The 23,677-nt window shown below is 73.9% G+C and carries 17 protein-coding genes; 9 read left to right on the top strand and 8 right to left on the bottom strand.

The window, feature by feature from the left end:
• Window positions 1-8: 8 nt before the first annotated feature.
• Entirely contained in the window at window positions 9-2,024 is a 2,016-nt protein-coding gene (locus tag JQX11_RS07910; protein WP_204924329.1) for a phage tail sheath family protein, read from the bottom strand.
• Window positions 2,025-2,379: 355 nt separating this feature from the next.
• Here JQX11_RS07910 and JQX11_RS07905 point away from each other — a divergent pair, with 355 nt between their 5' ends.
• The 3 genes from JQX11_RS07905 (at window position 2,380) to JQX11_RS07895 (ending at window position 4,872) form a co-directional block, all read left to right on the top strand.
• A complete protein-coding gene (locus tag JQX11_RS07905; protein WP_204924328.1) occupies window positions 2,380-3,120 on the top strand; it encodes a YqjF family protein in 741 nt (246 codons plus the stop codon).
• A gap of 71 nt (window positions 3,121-3,191) precedes the next feature.
• Window positions 3,192-3,854 carry a HEAT repeat domain-containing protein gene (locus JQX11_RS07900; protein ID WP_204924327.1) on the top strand — a complete coding sequence of 221 codons (663 nt, stop codon included), beginning with the start codon at window positions 3,192-3,194 and terminating at the stop codon, window positions 3,852-3,854.
• A 4-nt stretch (window positions 3,855-3,858) separates the two neighbouring features.
• Window positions 3,859-4,872 carry a MerR family transcriptional regulator gene (locus tag JQX11_RS07895; RefSeq protein ID WP_204924326.1) on the top strand — a complete coding sequence of 338 codons (1,014 nt, stop codon included), beginning with the start codon at window positions 3,859-3,861 and terminating at the stop codon, window positions 4,870-4,872.
• A 60-nt stretch (window positions 4,873-4,932) separates the two neighbouring features.
• Here JQX11_RS07895 and JQX11_RS07890 read toward each other — a convergent pair whose 3' ends face one another.
• The gene (locus tag JQX11_RS07890) at window positions 4,933-5,151 is read right to left on the bottom strand and encodes a hypothetical protein (protein ID WP_204924325.1); all 219 of its coding nucleotides are present in this window, start codon (window positions 5,149-5,151) and stop codon (window positions 4,933-4,935) included.
• 168 nt (window positions 5,152-5,319) lie between these two features.
• Between JQX11_RS07890 and JQX11_RS07885 the strand changes: the two genes are divergently transcribed.
• The 3 genes from JQX11_RS07885 (at window position 5,320) to JQX11_RS07875 (ending at window position 8,352) form a co-directional block, all read left to right on the top strand.
• Window positions 5,320-6,546, top strand: a complete 1,227-nt coding sequence (locus tag JQX11_RS07885; protein ID WP_204924324.1) for a sensor histidine kinase — start codon at window positions 5,320-5,322, stop codon at window positions 6,544-6,546.
• Between the two features lie 70 nt (window positions 6,547-6,616).
• Window positions 6,617-7,723 (top strand): winged helix DNA-binding domain-containing protein, encoded by a 1,107-nt coding sequence (locus JQX11_RS07880; protein ID WP_204924323.1) that lies wholly within the window; start codon window positions 6,617-6,619, stop codon window positions 7,721-7,723.
• Window positions 7,724-7,755: 32 nt separating this feature from the next.
• A complete protein-coding gene (locus JQX11_RS07875) occupies window positions 7,756-8,352 on the top strand; it encodes a GNAT family N-acetyltransferase (RefSeq protein ID WP_204924322.1) in 597 nt (198 codons plus the stop codon).
• Window positions 8,353-8,383: 31 nt separating this feature from the next.
• Here the strand turns inward: JQX11_RS07875 and JQX11_RS07870 are convergent, their stop codons facing one another.
• From JQX11_RS07870 to JQX11_RS07855, 4 genes are read right to left on the bottom strand one after another with little or no spacing between them, the layout of a single operon-like run.
• The gene (locus JQX11_RS07870) at window positions 8,384-8,989 is read right to left on the bottom strand and encodes a response regulator transcription factor (RefSeq protein WP_204924321.1); all 606 of its coding nucleotides are present in this window, start codon (window positions 8,987-8,989) and stop codon (window positions 8,384-8,386) included.
• A complete protein-coding gene (locus JQX11_RS07865; protein ID WP_204924320.1) occupies window positions 8,986-10,137 on the bottom strand; it encodes a sensor histidine kinase in 1,152 nt (383 codons plus the stop codon). The genes JQX11_RS07870 and JQX11_RS07865 overlap by 4 nt, the downstream gene beginning before the upstream one ends.
• A gap of 21 nt (window positions 10,138-10,158) precedes the next feature.
• Window positions 10,159-10,890, bottom strand: a complete 732-nt coding sequence (locus JQX11_RS07860) for an ABC transporter permease (protein WP_204924319.1) — start codon at window positions 10,888-10,890, stop codon at window positions 10,159-10,161.
• Window position 10,891: 1 nt separating this feature from the next.
• Window positions 10,892-11,785: an ABC transporter ATP-binding protein gene (locus tag JQX11_RS07855; RefSeq protein WP_204924318.1), complete on the bottom strand. Its 894-nt coding sequence runs from the start codon at window positions 11,783-11,785 to the stop codon at window positions 10,892-10,894.
• A gap of 347 nt (window positions 11,786-12,132) precedes the next feature.
• Here JQX11_RS07855 and JQX11_RS07850 point away from each other — a divergent pair, with 347 nt between their 5' ends.
• Together JQX11_RS07850 and recD2 are read left to right on the top strand one after the other, a co-directional pair.
• Window positions 12,133-15,495, top strand: coding sequence for a M12 family metallo-peptidase (locus JQX11_RS07850; RefSeq protein WP_232377467.1), 3,363 nt, complete (start codon window positions 12,133-12,135; stop codon window positions 15,493-15,495).
• Between the two features lie 111 nt (window positions 15,496-15,606).
• On the top strand, window positions 15,607-17,823 hold the full coding sequence (recD2, locus tag JQX11_RS07845) for an SF1B family DNA helicase RecD2 (RefSeq protein WP_204924317.1): 2,217 nt from the start codon (window positions 15,607-15,609) through the stop codon (window positions 17,821-17,823).
• An 81-nt stretch (window positions 17,824-17,904) separates the two neighbouring features.
• On the opposite strand, the gene JQX11_RS07840 is transcribed toward recD2, so the two are convergent.
• Together JQX11_RS07840 and JQX11_RS07835 are read right to left on the bottom strand one after the other, a co-directional pair.
• Window positions 17,905-19,497: an arabinofuranosidase catalytic domain-containing protein gene (locus tag JQX11_RS07840; RefSeq protein ID WP_204924316.1), complete on the bottom strand. Its 1,593-nt coding sequence runs from the start codon at window positions 19,495-19,497 to the stop codon at window positions 17,905-17,907.
• Window positions 19,498-19,657: 160 nt separating this feature from the next.
• Complete coding sequence (locus tag JQX11_RS07835) at window positions 19,658-21,505, bottom strand: RICIN domain-containing protein (protein ID WP_204924315.1); 1,848 nt, start codon at window positions 21,503-21,505, stop codon at window positions 19,658-19,660.
• A gap of 326 nt (window positions 21,506-21,831) precedes the next feature.
• Here JQX11_RS07835 and JQX11_RS07830 point away from each other — a divergent pair, with 326 nt between their 5' ends.
• Complete coding sequence (locus JQX11_RS07830; protein WP_204924314.1) at window positions 21,832-23,562, top strand: amylo-alpha-1,6-glucosidase; 1,731 nt, start codon at window positions 21,832-21,834, stop codon at window positions 23,560-23,562.
• Window positions 23,563-23,677 lie beyond the last annotated feature (115 nt).

Below are 23,677 nucleotides of genomic sequence, written 5' to 3'. Positions count from 1 at the left end.
CACACCTCTCAGGACGGGCTCTGGCCGGCGAGCTGCTGGATCCGCACGATGACGAACTCGGCGGGTTTGAGCGGGGCGAACCCGACGACCACGTTGACCACGCCGCGGTCCCGGTCGTCGCCGGTGGTGGTCTCCGCGTCGCACCGCACCAGGTACGCCTCCCGGGGCGTCCGCCCGGCGAACGCGCCCTTGCGGAACAGGTCCTGCATGAACGACGTCAGGTTCAGCCGCAGCTGCGACCAGAGCGGTTCGTCGTTGGGCTCGAAGACCGCCCACTGGGTGCCCCGGTAGACGCTCTCCTCGATGAACAGGGCGAGCCGGCGCACCGGCGTGTACTTCCACTGGCTGGCCAGCGCGTCCGCGCCGGCGGTGGTGCGGGCCCCCCAGTTGACCGTGCCGGTCACCGGGAAGGTGCGCAGGCAGTTGAGCCCCAACGGGTTGAGCACCCCGTTCTCGGCGTCGGTCAGCGGATAGACCAGGTTGGTCACCCCGCGCAGCTGCGCCTCGGTGCCGGCCGGCGCCTTCCACACGCCCCGCTCGGTGTCCTGCCGGGCGTACAGGCCGGCGAGGGTGCCGCCGGGGGCGACGGTGCGGGGCTGGAAGCCGTCGGTGGGGTCGGGGATACGCAGCCGGGGGAAGTGGGCCACCGCGTTGGGGCCCTTGACCCCGAGCTGGTTGATCCAGTCCAGGGCGCGGTCCGGGTCGTCCACCCCGGGCGGCGGGTCGACCAGCAGGACCGCCCGGCGGCGCTCGCAGAGGTCGTAGGCGGCCGACCAGACGGCCTCCGGGTCCAGCCCGTTGTCGATGGCGGCGGGGTCGCCGTGCCGGGCGCGGGTGGCGTCGGGGATGCAGAGCAGGTTGAACAGGTCGGTCTTGAGCAGCGCGTAGATGCCGGTGTAGGCGGCCTCGCTGCCGATCAACGCGCCGGTGCCGGGCAGGGTGGTGCCGTCGGAGCCGGTGACCAGGTCGCCCTGACCGAGCCGCTTGACGCCGAGCGGGCTGAACCGGCCGACGTTGGCGGTCGTCCCGGCCAGGCCCAGCAGGGCCGCGCCGTCGGCGACGTCACCGGAGGGGGAGACGCCCGCGACGGTGAAGGCCGCGTCGAGGGCCGCCGGGGCGACCACCGCGTCGACGTCACCGAGGACGCGCAACCCGCCGGCGGCGGTGGGGACCACCCGTACCCGCAGGCCGGCCGCGCCGTCGGCGGCGCCCAGCGCGGTGTTGACCTTCCGTTGCAGCAGCGCGGCGACCCCGGCGGGGGAGGACGGCAACCGCTCGCCCTTGTCCAGCACGGTCACGGTCACCGGGGCGACCGCCGGCACGGTCTTGGCCGGGTCGTTCGGGTCCGGCTTGGTGGGGCGGTCGGGCTGCACGGTGAGCCGGTAGTTCTTCGCGGCGTCCACGGTGGGGGTGCCGAGAGCGGTGCCGACCGTGCCGCTGGGCACCGGCCGGCCCGCCCCGGAGGCCCCGGCGCGCGCCCGGACCAGCGCCGAACCCCGGTCCGGGTCGTTGAGCAGGGCCACCGCGTACGCGGCGGCGGCCGGGTCGGCGGACAGCCCGGTGAAGCGTTCGGTGTCGCCGGTGGCGGTGTCGGTGACGGTGAGGTTGAACGACTTGGCGTCGGTGACGCCATCGTGGTCGACGTCGACGAGCAGTCCGCTGCCCCACGCGCCGGTGCTCGTCGCGTCCAGCAGCAGCGCGGACTTCGCCCCGGCGCCGACCTTGTCCAGCAGGGTCACCGAGGCGGCCCGGGCGTCGGCGCGGGGCACCCGTACGACCAGGGCGGCGGCCCCGCCGTTGCGGAAGAACTGTTGCACGGCCAGGCTGAGTTCGGAGTCCCGGTCGACCCCGCCGAACCGGCGTTCGAACTCGCCGAAGGTGTTGACCCGGACGGCACGGTGCTCCGGTCCGGTCCGCACGTACCCGACGAAGGCGGTCACCCCGGTCGCCACGCCGATCACGGGGCGGACGGAACTCGCGACTTCCTCGATGTACACGCCGGGATAGGTCGGGGTGACGGGCATGACTACCTCGTCTCGCAGTGGCGGGTCGGCTGATGTCACCCTCCGCTCACCCCGCACCGGCCTCTAGCGGGCACCCGACTACGCCGCGTCAACTACCCGACATCCCCGACCGCCCGTTCCCCGTCGGACATCGACGCGCCGGACCGGTCCGATGCCCAGGCTGTCGCGGGTGAACATGCGGTGAGGTGCCTGCGGCGTCGGCTGGTGTCATCCGCCGACGGGGCAAGCCATTTTTCCTGGACAGACGGATCCCTCTTGTCCTGGACGGGTGGATCCGGCGTCCCTCGCCTCCGGGGGGAACGGCCCGACAGGCCGACCACCTGACCGGCTGGCGGCGGCGCAGCAGGATGGGTACGTGCCGATCGAGCCCGTCGCCCCCGCGCCCGCCCCGACGTTCCGCCGTACGCTGCTGCGCCAGCGTTGGGCGGACCTGACCTTTCTGCACTGGGCGGTCGCCCCGGAACTCGTCGCGCCGCTGCTGCCGGCCGGCACCCGTCCGGACACCCTCGACGGAACCACCTACGTCGGACTGATCGGCTTCCGGATGGTCGGCCTCGGTTTCGGCCGGGGGCCGGCCCTGCCGTACCTGGGGACGTTCTGGGAGACCAACGTGCGGCTCTACTCGGTCGACCACACCGGCCGGCGGGCCGTGGTGTTCCGCTCCCTCGACGCGTCCCGGCTGATCCCGGTGCTGGTCGCCCGGCTCACCCTGGGACTGCCGTACCTGTGGTCGGCGATGCGGGTGGACCACGACGGTGACCAGCGTAGCTACCGGTGTCGTCGGCGCTGGCCGGGGCCGGTGGGGACGACCAGCCGGATGGTGGTCCGGGTGGGTGCGCCGATCCGTCGGCCGACCCCGGTGGAGCACTTCCTCACCGCCCGGTGGGGCCTGCACACCCGGGCGTACGGGCGCACCCGGCACGTGCCGAACTGGCATCCGCAGTGGCCGTTGCACCGGGCCGAGCTGCTGCACCTGGACGACGAACTGGTCACCGCCGCCGGGCTGCCGACGCCGACCGGCCCGCCGGTCAGCGTGCTGTACTCACCAGGCGTGCCGGTCCGGTTCGGTCCACCGGTCGCCCTGCGCCCCCGGTGAACCCCACCGGGTCGGGCGGGTTGACCCTGACACGGTGTCAGGGTCAACACTGCGTCGGGGAGGTGGTCCGGATGACCAGAGCGGAAGCGGACCCGACGCGGGCGCTGCGGGGGCTGGCGGGTAGGGACCCGTCGGTGCGGCTGCGGGCGGCGCTGGCGATCGGCACCAGCCCCGACCCGGCGTTCGTCGAGCCGCTCGTGGCCCGCTGCGCGACCGAACCGGACTTCTCCGTCCGCGAGATGCTGACCTGGGCGCTCACCCGGCACCCGCCGGAGGCGACGGTGCCCCGGCTCGTCGCCGCCCTGGGGTCGACCCGGGCACAGGCCCGCAGCCAGGCGTTGCACACGCTGTCCAAGATCGGGGACCGGCGGGCCTGGCCGGCGGTCACCCCGGCCCTGTTGACCGATCCCGACGACGAGGTGGCGCGCAGCGCCTGGCGGGCGGCGGTCGCCCTGGTGCCCGAGGGCGCGGAGTCCGGACTGGCCGAGGTGCTGGCCACCCAGCTCGGGCGGGGTGACCGGGCGACGTGGCTGAGCCTCAGCCGGGCGTTGGCCATCCTCGGCGAGGCCGGCACGACGGTCCTGCACACCGCCGGGACGCACCCGGACCCCCGGGTACGCGCGCACGCCGCCGCCACGCAGCGGCTGGTACGCGACCCGGACGCCGGATTCGAGTTCTCCCTCGGGGAGGCGACGCGCATCGTGGCTCTCGGCGGGACCGGCGGGCCGGGGTGAGGCGGTGCTGATCGGCGAGGTGTCACGGCGCTGCGGTGTCAGCGTCCGGATGCTCAGACACTACGAGTCGCTCGGACTGCTCCGACCGACCGGTCGTACCGGCGTCGGCTACCGCGACTACTCCGACGCGGACCTTCGACGGATCTTCCACATCGAGAGCCTGCGGTCGCTGGGGTTGTCGCTGCGGGCGGTGGGACGTGCGCTCGACGACCCCGCCTTCACCCCTGCGGAACTCGTCGACGACCTCATCCGGCAGACGCGGGCGCGGATCGCCGCGGAGCGGGAGCTGCTCACCCGCCTCCGGCGGATCGACGCCGCGGGGCCCGCCGACTGGCAGGACGTGCTGCAGGTGGTCGCGCTCCTGCGGGACCTGGGCTCACCCCGCGCGGACCAGCGTCAGCGCGCGGCGCTGGCCTCGGTCGGTGAGGTGCCGGTGCCGGTGGAGGCGCTGGTCGCGGCGGCGCTGGCCGAGGCCGACCCGAACGTCGCCGGGGCGCTGCGTTGGGCGCTCGCCCACGCGGGCGTCGACGCCCTGCCCCTGCTGGCAAAGGGGCTCGACGCATCCGCGGCCGAGGTGCGGGAACGTGCCGTCCGGGCCGTCGTCGAGATCCCGGGTGGGGACGCCACCGCGCTGCTCCGCGACGCTCTGCGCCATCCGGACCCCGTGGTCGGCAGGTGCGCGGCGCTGGCGCTCGGCAGTCGTGGCGAGCCCGCCGCCGTGCCGACGCTCATCGGCATGATCGTCGCCGAGGTGAACGACGTCGACGCCGCCGACGCGCTCAGCGTGCTGGCGACCGATCCCGCCACGGCGGACCGGATCGCCGCCGGCCTGATCGAGCTGCTCACCCGGGGCGACACCGGGGCGTCGGCGCGCGGCCGGCTGACCCAGGCGCTCGCGGGCATCCCGGGGGACACGACGTCCCGGGCCCTGGCCGGGCTGACCGGGGACGAGGACCGGGCCGTCGCGCTCACCGCGCGCTACCTGCTCACCCTGCGCACCGCCCCCGACGGCCGCTGAACGCCGGCCGGGGGCGGGCTCCGGCCCGGCCCACCGCCGGCCCCGCGTCCCGGGCGTCGGTCACCGGGCGCGGCGGTGCCGGGCGACCAGCGTCCCGGCGCAGAGCACCGCCAGCAGGCCGCAGGCGGAGCCGGCCCACTGGTTGTCCAGCACGGTGGTCAGCGCCGCGTTGGCGGCGAGGCTGACGACCAGCACCACCCACAGCAGTGGGCGGAGCCGGTCGGTCGCCGGGTGCGTCGGGTCGGCCGGGGCGTCGGCGACGCGGTACGGATCGGTCATGGCTGCCTCCTCGGTGGCGGGTGTTCGACCAGTTCGACGCTAGGCGCGACGGTGGGTCGGACACGATCCCGCCAGCACGACCGGCGCTGGTACAGCAGGCGCTACTTTCCGCACCGACGGTGCCGGGCCGGCCGCCCGGTGGCCTATGTTGGCGCGGGAGGTCTTGCGATGACACACCTGCGGGACCGGGTCCGCGCCTCGGTCGACGCCCTCGAACACCTGGTCGGTGGCCTCGGCACCGCACTGTTGGCGTTGGCCGCGCTGCTCTGGGCGGTGTTCGTCGCGGCGGCCTGCCTGGTCTGGGTGGGGCTGCCGGCGGCACCCGGCGCGCTGCGGGCGGTACGCGCCGTGGCCGACCGGGAGCGGGCCCGGCTGTCCCGCTGGGGCGCGTCGATCCCCGCCCCGGGCCCGGTGCCGGCCGAGCTGCGGGTGGCGGTGCGCGACCCGTTCGTCCGCCGGGAACTCGGCTGGGTCGCGCTGCACGCGGTCACCGGCCTGATCGGCGGACTGCTCGGCCTGGCCCTGCCGCTCTACGCCGTGCAGGACCTCACGTTCCCGCTGTGGTACCGGCTGCTGCCGCCCGGGGCCGGCGCGCCGGGGATCGTCTGGTGGCGCGTCGACGGGCTGACCGAGGCGCTGCTGGTCGGACTGCTCGGTCTCGGCTGGCTGGCCGCCACGGTCGCGTTCGGCCCGGCCTTGGCCCGCCTCCAGGCCCGGCCGGGCCGGTGGCTGCTGCCCCCGCCGCCGGGCTTCGACCTGTCGCTGCGGGTCGCCGAGCTGACCGCCACCCGGGCCGCGGCGCTCGACGCCCACGCGGTCGAACTGCGCCGCATCGAACGCTCCCTGCACGACGGCACCCAGAACCGACTGGTCGCGGTCAGCGTGCTGCTGGGGGCGGCCCGCCGGGCGGTGCGGCGGGACCCGGCCCGGGCCGACGAGATCCTCGGGCAGGCGCAGGACGCGGCGGAACAGGCGCTCGGCGAACTGCGTACGGTGGTGCGGGGCATCCTGCCGCCCGTGCTGGACGACCGGGGCCTCACCGGCGCCCTGGCCGGCCTGGCCGGCGGCTGCGCGGTGCCCTGCCAGCTCACCGTCGACGTGCCGGTACGCTGCGCCGTCTCGGTGGAGGCCACCGCCTACTTCGTGGTGGCGGAGGCGTTGACCAACGTGGTCCGGCACAGCGGCGCCGTCCGGGTCGACGTGACCGTCCGTCGCGAGCAGGACCGGCTGCTGGTGACCGTCACCGACGACGGGCACGGCGACGCCGACGAGGGCGGCGGCTCGGGGCTGACCGGCATCCGTCGGCGGGTCGGGGCGTACGACGGCCGGATGACGCTGACCAGCCCACCGGGCGGACCGACGAGACTGGAGGTGGAGTTGCCGTGCGGATCGTGATCACCAAGGACGATGTTCCCGGTCGAAGCTCCGGACCGGCAGTGTCGGGGGTGGCACCTAGGCTGGTCGGATGATTGACCGCCGTCAGGTGATGCAGTTTCGGGTCGGGGCGCAGCAGCTCGACCGGGTCGAGGGCACCCCGGCGGACACCGCCGTACTCGACATCGGGGTGCAGGACACCGGCCCGGACGGCGGCCGGTGGGCCCTGGCGCTGCGCGGGGTCGAGGTGACGGCACCGGTCGCGGACGACCTGATCCTGCTCTGGACCGTTCGCGGCGCGCCGCATCTCTACCGTCGCGCCGACGTGGCCGAGGTGGCGGGGGCGGTCGCGCCATACTCCGACGCGGACGCCGGCAAACGCATCTACGACGCGGCCCGGCCGCTGAAGGCCGCCGGCATCGGCAACCTGGCCGCCCTCGACGAGGTGGCGGCGCGGATGCGGGCGGTGGTCACCACCCCGACGGTCAAGGGCGACGTCTCCGGGCGGCTGGCCGAGCTGCTGCCCGAGCCCTACCTGCGGTTCTGCCGTCCCTGCGCCGCCACTCACCTCTACGAGATGCCGTTCCGGCTGGCCGCTGTGCGGGCCGGGCTGGAGCTGCGCCCCGGCACCTCACCACCGGTCCTGCACCGCATCCCCAGGTTCACCCGGCCCGCCCCGCCCGGCGACCGGTTCGACCTGGTCCGCGCCTACCTACGGCTGCTCGGCCCGGCCACCCCCAAGCAGGTCGCCGACTACCTCGACGCCCCGGTCCGGGAGGTGCGGGCCCGCTGGCCGCAGGACGTGGTCGAGGTACGGGTCGACGGGGAGGCCCGCTCGCTGCTCGCCGCCGACGAGCCGGCGCTCACCGATGCCGCCGACACCACGGCCGTGCGCCTGCTCGGCCCGTTCGACCTGTTCCTGCAGGCGCGGGACCGGGCGACCCTGGTGCCGGACGCGGCCCACGCCAAGCAGTTGTGGCCGGTGCTGGGCCGCCCCGGGGCCGTCCTGGCCGGCGGTGAGATCGTCGGCACCTGGCGGCCCCGTAAGGCCGGCAGGACGCTGACGCTCGCCGTCCAACCGTGGCGGAAGCTGTCCACCACCGTCCACGACGACATCGTCGCGCAGGCGCAACGCCTCGCCGCCCACCGGGATCTCGCCCGGGTCGACGTCGACGTCGACGGGCCGGGCGGAGTTTGACACCGGCCCACGGCGTCGGGGGAGGATGAGGCGTGCGGGTCCCGCTCTCCACGCCACCGGCCATCCCCGCCGGTGCCCTCGCCGCCGGTGCGCAGCCGACCCTCGCCGCGCCGGGGGGTCTGGTCCTGCGCCCGTGGGAGGCGTCCGATGCCCCGGTGTTCCTGGCCGCCTACCGGGACCCGGAGATCCGGCACTGGCACACCCGTCATCCGGCCTCCGAGAGCCAGGTCCGTGAGTGGTTCGAGGGCTATCACCGGGCCTGGGCGGGGGAGACCGGCGCCAGTTGGGCGGTGACCCGCGACGGCGTCGAGGTGCTCGGCCGCATCGCCCTGACCAGCATGGATCTCGATGACGGCGTCGCCGGGTGCGCGTACTGGGTGCTTCCCGCCGCCCGCCGGGCGGGGGTGGCCTCCCGGGCGTTGACGGCGCTGGGCGGTTGGGCGCTGGACGAGGCGGGCTTCCACCGGCTGCACCTGGACCACTCGACCCGCAACGTCGCCTCCTGCCGGACCGCCCTGCGCGCCGGTTTCCTCCTGGAGGGCACCAAGCGCAGCGACGCCGTGCACGCCGACGGCCGGCACGACATGCACCTGCACGCCCGCATCCGGGGCGATCGACCAGCCGGCTGACCCCGGCATCCCGTCCAGGGCCGGGGGCCGGTCAGAGCCAGCCGTTGGCGCGGGCGGTGTGGGCCGCCTCGATCCGGTTGCGGGTGCCCGTCTTGCCGATCGCCGCCGACAGGTAGTTGCGGACCGTGCTCTCCGACAGGTGCAGCCGGGCAGCGACGTCAGCCACCGTGGCACCGTCCACGGCGGCGGCGAGCACCTCCCGTTCCCGTTCGGTGAGCGGGTTCGGGCCGGTCGCCAGGGCCGCCGCCGCCAGCGCCGGATCGATCACCCGCTCACCGGCCAGCACCCGCCGGACCGCCACCGCCAACTCCTCCACCGGTCCGTCCTTGACCAGGAATCCCCGCGCCCCGGCCTCCATCGCCCGGCGCAGGTACCCGGGTCGCCCGAAGGTGGTGAGGATCAGGACCCGGCAGGAGGGCAGTTGCCGCCGCAACGCCGCTGCGGTGTCCAGCCCGCTGCCTCCGGGCATCTCGATGTCCAACAGGGCCACGTCGGGGCGGACCCGCAGGGCCGCCGCCAACGCGGCGGTGCCGGTGCCGGCCTCGGCCACCACCTCCATGTCGGGTTCGAGGTTGAGCAGCAGGGCCAGTGCGCCGCGCATCATGCCCTGGTCCTCGGCGAGCAGCAGCCGGATCATCCGCGCGCCGACCCGTCCGGGCCGGTGGGAATCCGGGCGGTGAGCCGCAGTCCGCCGCCACGGGCGGAGGTGACGCGCAGTTCCCCGCCCGCCCGTGCGAGCCGTTCGGTGAGACCCCGCAGGCCGTTGCCCGGCTCGACCCGGCCGCCGACACCGTCGTCGCCGATGGTCAGCACCGACTCCTCGGGGTCGGCGTGCACCTCGATCTCGCACCGCGACGCGTGGCTGTGCCGCAGCACGTTCGTCACTCCCTCCCGCAGCACCCAGCCGAACGCGTCGTCCGCCTCCACCGGCAGCGGCCGACCGGGTTGCCGCACGGTGACGGTGATCCCCCCGTCGGCGAGGGCGGTCCGGGCACCGTCCAGTTCCCGTCCGAAGCTGCGGTCCCGGTAACCGGTGACCGCCTCGCGTACCTCGGCGAGCGCGGTACGGCCGATGCGCTCGATGTCTCGGGCCTCGGCCGCTGCCCGCTCCGGATCGGCCGGGGCGAGCCGGCGTACCACCTCCGCCTTCACGACCACGAGTGACAGCGTGTGGCCGAGCAGATCGTGCAGGTCCCGGGCGAACCGTAGCCGTTCCTGCTCGACCGCCGTCCGGGCCAGCTCCTGCTGGGTGCGGCGCAGCTCCGCCACCAGTCGGGCCGTCCGGGTGAACGCCAGGGTCATGGCGCCTGCCAGCACCGTGATCAGTGCCGAGGCGGCGATGTCACCGACCGGCACCCGGTGCGCCAGCCCGATCGTCAGGACGGCAGCGGCACTGCCGCCGACCCAGGCGAACCCCTGCACCGGCCGGACCAGCCCGACCGCACCGGCCGTCGCGACGTACGTCAGCAGGATCAGCCAGCCCTCCGGGCCGCCGGCGTACGCGCCCGCGAGGCCCACCCCGAGCGCCGCGAACACCAGCAGGCCGAGGTGGAACAGCACGGGCGGTACCACCAGGTCGGCCACCGGCACCGCCACCAGCGCGAGGTAGAGCAGCGCGAAGGTCACAAGCCCGGCCGCCGCGACCGCCGTCGGGCGTACCTGCCCGTGGGCGATCGCGGTGGACGGTGGCAGCAGCAGCCAGAACCAGAGCGTGTGCGACGCCACCAGCAGCAATCCCCGCCGGCGGCGGCCTGTGGGGGGAGCCGCGACTGTGGCACCGGACATGGTCGACACCGTAGCGGGATCTCAGCGACGCGCGGTCGACCGGCGGTACGCCACCGCGGCGAGCACGCCGAAGGCCACCGTCCACCCGGCGAGCACCGTCAGTCCGGTCGGGTCGGGGGCCAGGCCGGCCGCCGTACGCCAACCGAGTTCGGCGAACCGGTACGTCGGCAGCGTATGCGCCAGGTGCCGCAGCAGGTCGGGGAAGTACGCCGCCGGCACCAGCAGTCCGCCGAGCACCGACAGGGTGAGGAAGGCGAGGAAGTTGACCGGCTGGGCGAGCTGCGGGGTGAGGCCGTACCCGATGGCGAGCCCGAGCAGCGCGAACGGCACCGTGCCGACCCACATCAGCACCAGCAGGGCCGCCCACCTGCCGGCGGGTAGCTCGACGTGGTGCTGGAGGCGGCCGGCGATGCCCACCGCGACCAGCGGCGGCACCCCGCTCACGGTGCTGACCAGGGCCTTCACCGCGACCACCCGGCGGGGGGACAGCGGGGTGACCCGCAGTTGGTGCAGCCAGCGCACCGCGCGTTCCTGGGCCACCGACGAGCCCACCGAGAGCACCCCGGCCATCGCGCCGTAGCCGGCCAGGCCGACCATGAGCGCGGCGGCGGCGGTGACGCCCTCCAGCCGGTCGCCCGCTGGAAGCAGGCCCGAGAAGATCAGGTAGGTGACGACCGGGCCCAGCACGGTGAACAGCGCCAGCCGCGGGTCCCGGGCCAGACGGCGTAGCTCGAAGCGCAGATAGGCGCGCATGTCAGTGGTTCCCTTCCGCGGCGGTGAGGGTGAGGAAGGCCGCCTCCAGCCCGACGCCGGTGACCTCCAGGCCCCGGAAGCCCCGGTCGGCGGCCAGGGCCAGCACGGTGGCGTCGGCGTCGTCGGTGGTGAGCGCCACCCGACCGCCCCGGACCTGCACCGACCGGACGCCGGGCAGCAGGTCGAGGCCCGCCACCGACCCGTCGGCGAGGTCGAAGGCCACCGTACGGCCGCCGACCACCGCCCGGATCTCGGCGGGCGGGCCGTCGGCCACCACCCGCCCGCCGGCCAGCAGCACCACCCGGTCGGCGTACTCGTCGGCCTCGTGCAGGTGGTGGGTGCTGAACACAACGGTGTGACCGTCGGCGGCGTACCGGCGGATCGCCGCCCAGAACGCCTGCCGGGCGGCGACGTCCAGCGCCGCGCCGGGCTCGTCCAGGACCAGCAGGTCCGGGTCACCGGCCAACGCGAATGCGAACCGCGCCCGCTGCGTCTCGCCGCCGGAGAGCCGGTCCAGCCGGCGGTCGGCCAGGTCGGTCAGCCCGGCCAGCGCGAGCACCCGGGCGGTGTCCAGCGGCCGGCGATACAACCCCCGGGCGAGGGCGACCAGGTCCCGCACGGTGGCACCGGGGACGAAACCGGCGTCCTGCACCATCGCCCCGACCTGGCCGGCCCGGACCGCCTCGCCCGGTGACCGGCCGAACAGCGTCACCGTTCCGGCGTCGGGTGGGGCGAGGCCGAGCAGGAGCGAGAGGGTGGTCGTCTTGCCGGCACCGTTGGGGCCGAGCAGGGCGACCGTGCTGCCCGACGCGATGGTCAGGTCGATCCCGTCGACGGCCCGGACGGGGCCGAACCGCCGGGTGAGCCCGGTCAGGCGTACCGCGGTGTTATCCATGCCTGTCACGCTAGGCAGCCGGGGACCGGCGGGGCAGAGCCGGCGATACCCGTCCGGCCAGGACAAATGTCCCGGCCGCGCCCGCGTCGGCGAGCCGGTGGCACCCCGCCACGGTCAGCGGGGTCCGACCACGACGCACCGGTCCCTGGCTGCCTGCCCGACGCGTGGTATCTAGTCCACTAGAGAGGGTCTACACCGCCGCGCCGTGTCGGCGCGTCGACTTTACGGATGATGTCTGTCGACAGGGGACCCGTCATAGCGTGGGCTTCCCGGGACAGCCCGGCGTGGCCCACGAACGCCACGCCATCCGGCCCGTTCCCCATACCTGGTGAAGTGAGGCCCACTCGATGACGGTTCCACCCCCCGATCCCGCTGGTCGCGGCCGCCGCCGACTGGCCGGGCTGTGCGCCGCGGTGCTGGTCGCCACCGTGCTGCCGCTGACCGGCGGCACCGCGGCGGTCGCCGCGCCGGCCGACCCCGGCCCCTGGCGGCAGCTGCCGAGCGAGCCGTCGGCCAACGCCCGCGACGGGCGTACCCCCGACATCCGCGCCGAGCGGTTCGCCGCGTACACCCTCGACCGGGCCGCGTTGGCCGACACCCTGGCCGACGTGCCGGCCGAGCGGGCCGGCACGGCCCGACGGTCGCAGCCGGCGATGACCGTCGCGCTGCCCACCCCCACCGGGGGCTTGCAGCGGTTCAGCCTGGTCGACTCGCCGGTGATGGAGCCGGGGCTCGCCGCCCGGCACCCCGAGATCAGCACGTACGTCGGCCGGGGCCTGGACGACCCGACGGCGACGATCCGGGCCGACCTGACCCCGCTGGGCTTCCACGCCTCGGTCCGGTCGACCGGCGGCAGCTGGTACCTCGACCCGTACTACCACGGCGACCAGAGCGTCTACGCCAGCTACTACGCCCGTGACCTGATCGACACCGACCCGGCCATGGTGGAGCGCGAGGACGTCGCGGCGGCGGCCGGGGCGCTGTCGCCGGAGGTGGCCGCGGACGAGCCGGCGGGCGCGCCGGTCACCCTGCGCACCTACCGGCTGGCCCTGGTCACCGACCCGTCGTACGCCACCTTCTTCGGCGCGGAGAACGTCACCGCGGCGAAGGTGACCCTGATCAACCGGGTCACCCAGATCTACGAGGACGAGACGGCGATCCGGTTGGTGCTGGTCAACGACACCGACAAGACCAACCTGAACACCGCCGCCCTGGCCACCGAGGCGAACGGGCCGTGCGGCGCGGCGGCCTGCTACACCCCGACGCAGATCTCGTCGTGCACCAGCTCGCTGCTCAACCGCAACCGGATCGTGCTCGGTCAGCTCGTCGGCGCGGGCAACTACGACGTCGGGCACATCGGCCTGGGCCTGCCCGGTGGCGGCGTCGCCGGCCTCGGCGTGGTCGGCCTGGACGGCAAGGCGCGGGGCTGCACCGGCCTGCCCACCCCGGTCGGTGACTTCTACGCCGTCGACTACGTGGCGCACGAGATCGGCCACCAGTTCGCCGGCAACCACACCTTCAACGGCACCCAGTACAACTGCTCCGGCAGCAACCGCAGCGCCGCCAACTCCTACGAGCCGGGCAGCGGCTCGTCGATCATGGCGTACGCGGGCATCTGCCAGCAGGACAACCTCCAGCCGCACAGCGACCCGTACTGGTCGCAGCGCAGCTACACCGAGATCAGCACGTTCGTCACCGGCACCCGGCCGGCGCTCAACGAGGTGCAGACCGTCTCGCTGTCCGGCTTCGACACCGACGGCGACGCGTTCAGCATCAGCTACGCCGGCCAGTCGTCCGTGCCGGTGGTGCGCGGCGGCAACTACACCGCGGCCGGGATCAAGACGGCCATCGAGTCGATCGCCGGCTGGCCGGCCGGGGCCACCGTCACCGTCACGGCCTTCGGCGGGCTCGGCGCCCCGAACGACACCGGCTTCCAGGTCACCTTCAACGGTGGGTCGCTGGCCGGGGTCGACGTGCCGGCGCTCGAACTGACAGGCGTCGTGGGCGCGTCCGGCTTCGTCGGTGAGACCGCCCGGGGCGGCGCGGCCGGCAACAACGGTTTCCAGACCGCGCCGACCGGCAACCGGGCCCCCGTGGTCACCGTGCCGGCGGCGGCGCACACCATCCCGGCGCGGACCCCGTTCGCGCTGACCGGTAGCGCCACCGACGCCGACGGGGACACCGTCAGCTACCTGTGGGAGCAGAACGACCGGGGCGGAAGCACCGGCACCGCGCTGGTCAACAACACCAAGACCAACGGGCCGCTGTTCCGCCAGTTCGGCGAGGCGGCGGCGGTCAGCCCGACCGACACCCTGGAGTACCACTCGCCGGGGGAGAACGCGGTGAGCACCGACCCGACCCGGCACTTCCCGAACCTGGCCCAGATCGCGGCGAACAACACCAACGCCGCCACCGGGGCCTGCCCGGCCGCGCCGGCCCCACCGGCCACCGGCGGGGCGAGCAACGTGCCCGCCGCGACGGTGGACTGCTACTCGGAGTTCCTGCCCACCGCCGACTGGGTCGGCGTGACCAACGACCGGATCCTGCACTTCCGGCTCACCGGCCGGGACCACCACCCGGGCGGCGGCGGCATCGGCAGCGCCGACGTGGCGTTGACCCTCGCCCCGACGGCCGGCCCGTTCCTGGTCACCTCGCAGGCGACGTCGGCGGCCCACCTGGGCGGCGGCACCATGCCCGTCACCTGGGACGTGGCCGGCACGGACACCGCGCCGATCAGCGTGGGCGAGGTGAAGATCTCGCTGTCCACCGACGGTGGGGCGACCTTCCCGCACGTGCTGGCCGAGAGCGTGCCGAACACCGGGGCGGCGACGGTGACCCTGCCGAACGTGGACACCGCCCGGGGCCGGCTGAAGATCGAGGCGGTCGGCAACGTCTTCTTCGACCTCAGCGACGCTGACCTCACCATCACCCAGGTCCGCGCGGCCACGGTCACCTACACCGGTGACACCCTGGCCGCCCCGGTGGACGACGCCGACACGACCGGCGTGCTGCTGCGGGCCACCGTCCTCGGTGGCGGCGGTGACGTCCGCAATGCGACGGTGACCTTCACCGAGGGCGACGAGACCCTCTGCACGGCGGTCGCGACGCCGTTCGGCGCGGCGGTGGACGACGGCTCGGCCAGCTGCCGCGCCGTACTGCCGCACGGCGCGCATCCGGTCACCGCCACGGTGTCGGGGGCGTACACCGGCAGCGCGACGGCCACCGTCACGGTGGCCGGCGGGTACGGCCGGTCGGTCGCCGGCTCGGGCTACCTGAAGGGCGGGGCGACCGCCGGTGGTTACCCGCTCGACGACGACCGGCGCATCGAGGTGACCCTGGACGGCCGGATCAACAACGGCAAGAAGCTGGCCGGCAGCGCGAAGGTCGGCTACAAGTCGGGCGGCAAGCGGTACAAGTTCCAGAGCACCGCGCTGGAGTCGTTCGGTGTCGCGGTGGCCGGGGAAGCGGTCGCCGACCTGCGCTACCAGGTCACCCTGTACGACATCTCCACCGCGCAGAACCCGGTCCCGGTGGCCACCGGGCTGACCATGCGGGTGACCGCCACCGACCGGGGCGAGCCGGGCCGGCGCGACGGGATCGGCATCACCGTCTGGGACGGTGACCGGTTGGTCTTCTCCTCGGACTGGACCGGCGCGTCGACCCGGGAGAGCACCCTGACCGCCTCCGGCGGCAACCTCACCATCGGCTGACCAGGCACACCGCGACACCCGGCGTCCTTCCCCGCCCACCCGGCGGGGGAGGACGCCGGTCGGCGTCCGGGTGGTGCACGGGGCGCGCCGGGCACCCGGCACGATGAGGGGGTGACCGCCCCCGCCCGCCCGCCGTTCGCCACCCTGGACGCGGTCCTCGAACGGCTCACCTACGTCAACGAGGAGACCGGCTACACCGTCGCCAGGGTCGCCACCGACCGGGGCGGCGACCTGCTGACCGTGGTCGGCGCGCTGCTGGGCGCGCAGCCCGGGGAGAGCCTGCGGCTGTCGGGACGCTGGTCGTCGCACCCGAAGTACGGCCGGCAGTTCGAGGTCGACTCGTACACCACGGTGCTGCCGGCGACCATCCAGGGCATCCGCCGCTATCTCGGCTCCGGCCTGGTCAAGGGCATCGGGCCGGTGTTCGCCGAGCGGATCGTGGCGCACTTCGGCCTGGACACCCTGCGGATCATCGAGGAGGAACCCGCCCGGCTGGTCGAGGTCGCCGGGCTCGGACCGAAACGCACCGCGAAGATCACCGCCGCGTGGGAGGAGCAGAAGGCCATCAAGGAGGTGATGGTCTTCCTCCAGGGCGTCGGGGTGTCCACGTCACTGGCGGTGCGCATCTTCAAGCAGTACGCCGACGCCTCGATCGAGGTGGTGACGAAGGAGCCGTACCGGCTGGCGGCCGACGTGTGGGGCATCGGCTTCAAGACCGCCGACACCATCGCCCAGGCGGTGGGCATCCCGCACGACAGCCCGCAGCGGGTGATGGCGGGCCTGCGGTACACCCTGTCCGAGGCCACCGACTCGGGCCACTGCTACCTGCCCGCCCCGGCGCTCGTCGCCGACGCCACGAAGATCCTCGACGTCCCCGGTGATCTCGTCACCCGCTGCCTGGACGACCTGATCGCCGAGGAGGGCGTGGTCCGGGAGTTCCTGCCCGGCGACGACGGCGAGCCGGTGCCGGCGGTCTACCTGGTGCCGTTCCACCGTGCCGAGCAGTCGCTGGCCGGCTCCCTGCTGCGGTTGCTGCACGACCGGGCCGACCGGTTGCCCCACTTCACCGACGTCGACTGGCCCCGGGCGCTGGCCTGGCTGCGGGCGGTCACCGGCAACGACCTCGCCCCCGAGCAGGAGCACGCCGTGCGGCTGGCGCTGACGGCGAAGGTGGCGGTGCTCACCGGCGGGCCCGGCTGTGGCAAGAGCTTCACCGTACGGTCCATCGTCGCGCTGGCCGCCGCGAAGAAGGCCCGGATCACCCTGGTCGCGCCGACCGGGCGGGCCGCGAAACGGCTGTCGGAGCTGACCGGGCACCCCGCCGCCACCGTGCACCGGCTGCTGCAACTGCGTCCCGGCGGGGAGGCCGTGCACGACCGGGACAATCCCCTCGACGTCGACCTGCTCGTCGTCGACGAGGCGTCCATGCTCGACCTGATCCTGGCCAACAAGCTCGTCAAGGCGGTGCCGCCGGGGGCGCACCTGCTCCTGGTGGGCGACGTCGACCAGTTGCCCAGTGTCGGTGCCGGGGAGGTGCTGCGTGACCTGCTCACCGCGCCGGTCGTTCCCCGGGTACGGCTGACCCGGGTGTTCCGTCAGGCCGCCCAGTCGGGCGTGATCACCAACGCGCACCGGATCAACGCCGGCCGACCGCCCCTGCTCGACGGCCTGCCGGACTTCTTCCTGTTCGCCTGCGAGGACACCGAGGCCACCGCCGCGCTGACCGTCGACGTCGCCTGCACCCGGATCCCCACCCGGTTCGGTCTCGACCCGCGTCGCGACGTGCAGGTCCTCGCCCCCATGCACCGGGGACCGGCCGGTGCCGCCGCCCTGAACACCCTGCTGCAGCAGCGGCTCACCCCGCACCGCGAGGGGCAACCCGAGCGGCGGATGGGCGGGCGGGTGTTCCGCATCGGCGACAAGGTCACCCAGATCCGCAACAACTACGACAAGGGGCAGGCCGGCGTCTTCAACGGCACCCTCGGCATCGTCACCGCCATCACCCCCGAGGAACAGACCCTCACCGTCCGCACCGACGAGGACGAGAACCTCGACTACGAGTTCGACGAGCTGGACGAGTTGGCCCACGCCTACGCGATGACCATCCACCGCTCGCAGGGCTCGGAGTACCCGGCGGTGGTCGTACCCCTGACCACCAGCGCCTGGATGATGCTGCAACGCAACCTGCTCTACACCGCCGTCACCCGGGCCCGGCAACTCGTCGTCCTGGTCGGTTCCCGCCGGGCGCTGTCCGCCGCCGTGCGTACCGTCGGCGCGGGCCGCCGGCACACCGCCCTGGACCACCGCCTCGGCGCGCCGGCCGGGTAGCGCCCGACCGGCATCCGGCATCGCCGGCCGCCGCGCCGGCCACCGTCCACGGTGGCCGGCGCGGCGACGACGTGTGGTCGATCAGCGGTAGCCGGCGGCGGTGATGTTGGCCTGCACCGCGTTCTCGGTGGCGTCCGACGGGTAGCCGGCGACCATCGCCCCCTCGTAGAAGGTGCCGGCGCTGAGGTTCGCGCCGCCGTCGGGCTTGCAGCAGTCCCCGCCGCTGCCCAGGATGATCGCGCCCTGCTTCTTCATCGGGCTGTAGCCCGGCGGCAGCGAGCCGTCGTAGAGGGTGTAGAGGCTGCCGGACTGGGCGTCGCTGCCCTTGATGGCGAAGCGCGAGGTGCCGTTGTTCTTCAGGGTGGCGGTGACGAACTTGCTGGTGAAAGCCCGCTGGTTCGGGTTCCAGGAACTGCTGCCGCCGGGGAACAGGCCCCACTCCAGGTCGGCCTGCACCCACGGGCCGGAGCCGGAGCAGCCGCCGAACCAGCACTGCTTGCTGAAGTTGATCGCGTCCATCGCGCCGGCGGCGTCGGCCTTACGGGTGGTCTCGCTGTTGCCGTAGTCGAAGCAGCAGCCGTTGTTGACGTGGGTGCCGCTGGTGACCATGTACATGCCCTCGGGCGCGGACCCGGTCGGCACCCCGGTCAGGTGACCGTCGCGCCAGTAGCTGTTGCCCGGGTTGATGTAGAGCGAGTACGCCTTGGCACCGCCCACCGTCAGCGACTCCGAGGTCGCCACCGCCGGCCGGCTCTGCGGCGACCCGGGCACCACGCTGGAGCCCTGGTACCACAGGTCGTTGCCGCGGCCGGACTGGTCGAACACGACAGTCACCACGCAGGTGGTGCCGGTGCAGAACGAGTCCTGCGTGGCGGCGTTGGCGGTGCCGCCGGTGCCGGTCAGCCCGATGTTGCGGGTCGTGTTGTCCGAGGATCGGCGTACCTGGTAGAGGTTGCCGGTGTAGGCGGCGTAGAGCGCCCGGGTGGTGCTGTGCGCGGCCACGCACGGGGTGCCGCCGGCGGCGTAGATGTCGCACGGCAGGGCGCCGGCGGGCGGGGGAGTGGTCGGCGGCGGCGTGGTCGGCGGGGCGGTGGTGGGCGGGGTGGTCGGCGAGGTCCACTGCTGGTTGGCCTGACCGTTGCAGGTCCACAGCAGGATCTTGGTGCCGTTGGCGGTGCCGTTGCCGTTCGCGTCCAGGCACAGGCCGGACTGCACCCCGACGATGGTGCCGTTGGCGTTGACGTTCCACTGCTGGTTGGTCTGGCCGTTGCAGTCCCAGATGATCGCCGCCGTGCCGGCGGTGGTGCCCCGGCCGTTGGCGTCCAGGCACTTGTTGCCGTACACGGTGAGCTGGCGGCTGGCCGTCCAGGTCCAGGTCTGGTTGGCCCCGCCCTGGCAGTCCCACAGTTGCGTCTGGGTGCCGTTGCTGGTGCTGGAGTTGGGGACCTCGAGGCAGCGCCCGGAGGCGGTGCCGACGATCCGGGTGCTCTGTCCCGGCTCGATGGCGGCCATCGCCGCAGCGGCGGCCTCGGCGACCGGCGCGGTGAGGCCGGGCGTGGCCCCGGCGATGACGAGGAGGCCGGCCAGCGCGCCGACCAGCAGGGTCAGCCGGTGTCGGCGGCGGGACCGGGGGACGGGACCGGGGACCGGTCCGTTCGGGGACGGGGTGCGCACGGGGCGGCTCCTTGGTGCGTCGACGGGGTGGGCCGGGTGGACCCGCCCTCGGGTGGTGGCGGCGAATCGGTTCGCCAGCCCTCCCAGGATCACCCAAGACAGTGACATAAATCAATTTGAAGGGGGGTGTGTCCGGCCCTGGTCGCACGGGCCGGCGGTGTCACCGGCCCCAGAGCCGCCAGGTCTGGTTCAGCGGGCTGCTCTGGCTGACCGGCTTGCAGGTCCACTGCAGGATCCGCGCCTGGGCGGCGGTGGAGACCCCGTTGACGTCGACGCACTTGTTGCTGTGCCGGGCGACGAGCTGGTAGTCGTGCGGATCGTTGCCCCCGTAGGTCACCCGGCGCAGGGTGAACTGCTGGTTGGGGCCGTTCTGGCAGGTCCACTGGTCGACTGCCGCGCCGTCGGCGGTGGACGCCCCGCTGACGTCCAGGCACCTGCCGCTCTGCTGGTTGACCACCGTGTACGTGTCGGCCACCCCGGCGACCGGCCGGAAGTTCCACACCTGCTGGTCGCCGCCCTCGCAGGGGAACTGCTGCTGGGGGTTGCCGTCGGTGGTGCCCGAGCCGGTGTTGTCCAGGCACTGCTGGGAGTGCTGGGCCACCGCCACCGACGTGAAGCCGGTCTCCGTGGGCGGCAGCACGGTGACGGTGTACGTGTCGTTCTGGTTGCCGTACGGCAGGGTCACCGAGGCGGCGTTGTTGGTCAGCGTGACCACGGTGTTCGACACCGTGACCGGCCCCTGCACCGCGCCGCCGTTGTTGTACGGGATGCGCTGGGTGAGCACCCGCACCTGGTTGTTCTGCACGATGCCGCTGGTGGCGTCCAGCCGTTGCAGGTTGACCGTCAGGTTGCCGGTGGTCCGACCGCCGCCGACCAGCACCCTCGCCGTCCCGGTCGTCCTGGTGGCGAAGGCGTCGTAGGACGGGCTGGGGGTCACCGCGACGATCTGACCGGTCTGCGCGGCGTAGTAGCGGTAGACCCACCACTCGCCCTTGGGCTGGTGCTGGCCGGCGGCGTTGCGGACCAGCAGGTTGCCCAGGTCGTTGTGCAGGTTGCCGGCGCTGGCCCAGTTCGCCCGCAGGCCGTCCGCGCGGGCCCGCTCCAGCCGGGCGACGTACCAGGCGCCGTCCGCCGGGTTCTGCTCGTTGGACGCGCCGTACTCGTTGATCTGGTACGGCCGCGGGTGGGCGATGCCGCGCGCGTCGAGGGTGGCGTTGGCCGCGGCGACGTTGGCGACCGGGTCGCCGGGCAGCGAGTGCCAGCTGACGATGTCCGGCACCGTGTTGGTGGAGCGGACGAAGTCCAGGTACTGGTTCCAGAACGCGTGGTTGGTCGACGGCACGCAGGCGCAGCTCGGCCCGACGATGAGCTGGTCGGGGAACTCCGCCCGCAGCCGTTGGTAGGTGCGTCGCCACAGTTCGAGGTACTGGGAGATCGGGCGGTTCCAGAAGATGGTGATGTTGGGTTCGTTCCAGATGTCCCACTGCACCCGCAGCCCGGCCGCCCGGACGTCGCCGATGAGCCGGGTGAGGAAGTTGTCGTAGTCGGTCCAGTTGCCGTTGTCGCCGGGGAAGCGGGAGATCCCCGCGCCGTCGGCGCCCCACAGGTCGTGCGGCAGGATGATGAACTGACCGCCGAGGGCGGCGGTCCGGCGGGCCTGGGCGAGGGTGGAGTTCCACCGGCGGTCGTAGTTTCCGCCGACCCAGCCGCTGCCCGGCAGCTGTGCGCCCCCGGCCCGCATGTACTGGAACTTGACGTCCCGGTAGAAGTGGTCGGCCGGGCCGCTGGCGTTCTCGGTCATGCCGTAGATCCAGCCGGAGGCGCGGTAGGTCGGCGTGCCGTCGGCGCTGGCGAAGTTGACGCTGATCGACTCGTCGGCGGCCCGGGCCGGGGTGGCGGCGACGGCGGTGGCGGCGACGGCGGTGGCGGCGACGGCGAGCAGGCCGACGGCGATGCGGGTGGTGATCGCGCGGGCTCGTCCGGGCCGGCGGTGGGACGGGATGTTCACGGCGGCTCCTTGTGGGGCGTGGGGACGCTCTCCGGGAGGGCTTCGCATGCGAATCGATTCGCAAGGGATCGTAGAGCGGGATGATGAAGGATGTCAATGTAATGACGGTGTGGTGAAGGGGATGTTTCCGCAGATGATCTGCCTGCCGGCCAGCCAGGAGCACCTGCTGGCCTGGACCGGCAGGGGTCGTCCTTGACCACCGGGCGCGGGCGGACCTATCTTCGTTCGAATCGATTCGAGGCTTCGGTTCCGTCGTCCGCCGCCGGTGGTCCGACGTGGCACCGTCGAAGGCTGACCACCCGAACCACGAAAGGGCGTCACCCGACATGACCGTCGCACCGTCCGGCCCGGAGTTCTCCCTCCAGGACGTCCCGTTCAGCTACCGCGGTTCCTGGTTCGACATCTCCCCGGTGGTGGCCGAGAAGACGTACGCCGACGACCTGCACCTGGTCTCCCACCAGACCGGCATGCACCCGGTGCTGCGCCTGACCCCGCACGCCGACGCCACGGTCGCCGCCACCCCCGCGCTGCTCACCTGGCGCGACGGCGACGGCCGGATCGACGTCGGCTACCAGGGGCCGGACACCCTCCGGCTGCGGGGCCGGGGGCTCGGCCTGCGGATCGCCGCCGCGGCGGGCACCCTCACCCCGTTCAGTGGGACCTACCTCTACCGCGACCCGGTCGACGGCTCGGCCGTGTTCACCTCCTACGAGACGGGCCGCCGCTACCGGGTCACCGGGCTGTCCGCGCCGCTGCACGACGTCGTGGGCGTCGAGGCGCTCGGCGTCGCCGACCGGTGGCTGGACCTCCCCGCCGACCGGCCCTGGGAGATCGCGATCGAGGAGTACGCCACCGCCCGGCCCCCCTACCGGCCGACCGGCACCTTCGACGAGCTGTACCGCGAGCGCAGCGCCGAGTTCGCCGCCTTCGTCGACGCGGTCGCCCCCTGGCGCGACGTCGACACCCCCGCCGCCGAACTGGCCGCGTACGTGCTGTGGTCGGCCACCGTCGAGCCGGGCGGTTTCGTCACCCGACCGGCCGTGCTGATGTCCAAGCACTGGATGGACAAGGTGTGGAGCTGGGACCACTGCTTCAACGCGATCGCCCTGGCCGCCGGCGAACCCGACCTGGCCTGGCACCAGTTCCACCTGCCGTTCGACCACCAGGACGCCGCCGGCGCACTGCCCGACTCGGTCACCCACTCCGAGGTGCTGAACAACTTCGTCAAGCCACCCGTGCACGGTTGGGCCCTGGGCCAACTGCGCCGCCGCCTGCCCACCCCGCCGGACCGGGCGGTGCTGGCCCAGACGTACGACCGGCTGGCCCGGTGGACCCGGTTCTGGCTGGACGCCCGCCGCGCCCCCGGCAGCGACCTGCCCCACTACCAGCACGGCAACGACAGCGGCTGGGACAACGCCACCACCTTCGACGACGGCCGGGTCCTGGAGACCGCAGACCTGGCCGCCCTCCTGGTCAGCCAACTGCGCTGCCTTGCCGACCTCGCCACCGAGCTGGGCGGGCCCGCCGCCGGCTGGTCGGCCGAGGCCGACCGGGTCCATGCCGCGCTGCTGCGCGACCTGTGGGACGGCGAACGCTTCACCGCCCGCAGCCCGCACACCGGGCGACGCCGGGCCAGCCGCAGCCTGCTCGACCTGATGCCCGTCATCCTCGGCGACGACCTGCCCGCCCCGGTCGCCGGTGCGCTGGCCCGGGGCGTCGCGGCCCACCTGACGACCCACGGGCTGGCCACCGAACCGACCGACTCGCCGCACTACCTCGCCGACGGCTACTGGCGCGGCCCCATCTGGGCCCCCTCCACCGTGCTGGTCGAGGACGGGCTGCGCCGGGCCGGGCACACCGCGCTGGCCGACGAGATCAGCAGGCGGTTCCTCGCCCTGTGCGAGAGGTCCGGGTTCGCCGAGAACTTCGACGCCGAGACCGGTGCGGGCCTGCGCGACCGGGCGTACACCTGGACGGCCAGCAGCTATCTCAGCCTGGCCGCCGCGCAGCAGGAACGCCGGGCAGCGTCGATGGGTCCGGGGCCGTGCGACGCGTGAACCCCGCGCCGGGCCCGGCAGGGCGGGGTCCCGGCGCAGGGGCGTCCGGCGCGCGGCGTGTCGGCTGCCCCGGCCCGCGACCGGGACGGCTGCGGCTGCGGGAGGTCGGAGCCGG

Source organism: Micromonospora humida, from assembly GCF_016901255.1.
In the GTDB taxonomy this organism is placed as follows: domain Bacteria; phylum Actinomycetota; class Actinomycetes; order Mycobacteriales; family Micromonosporaceae; genus Micromonospora; species Micromonospora wenchangensis.
This window is presented reverse-complemented; position numbering and strand designations above follow the sequence as displayed.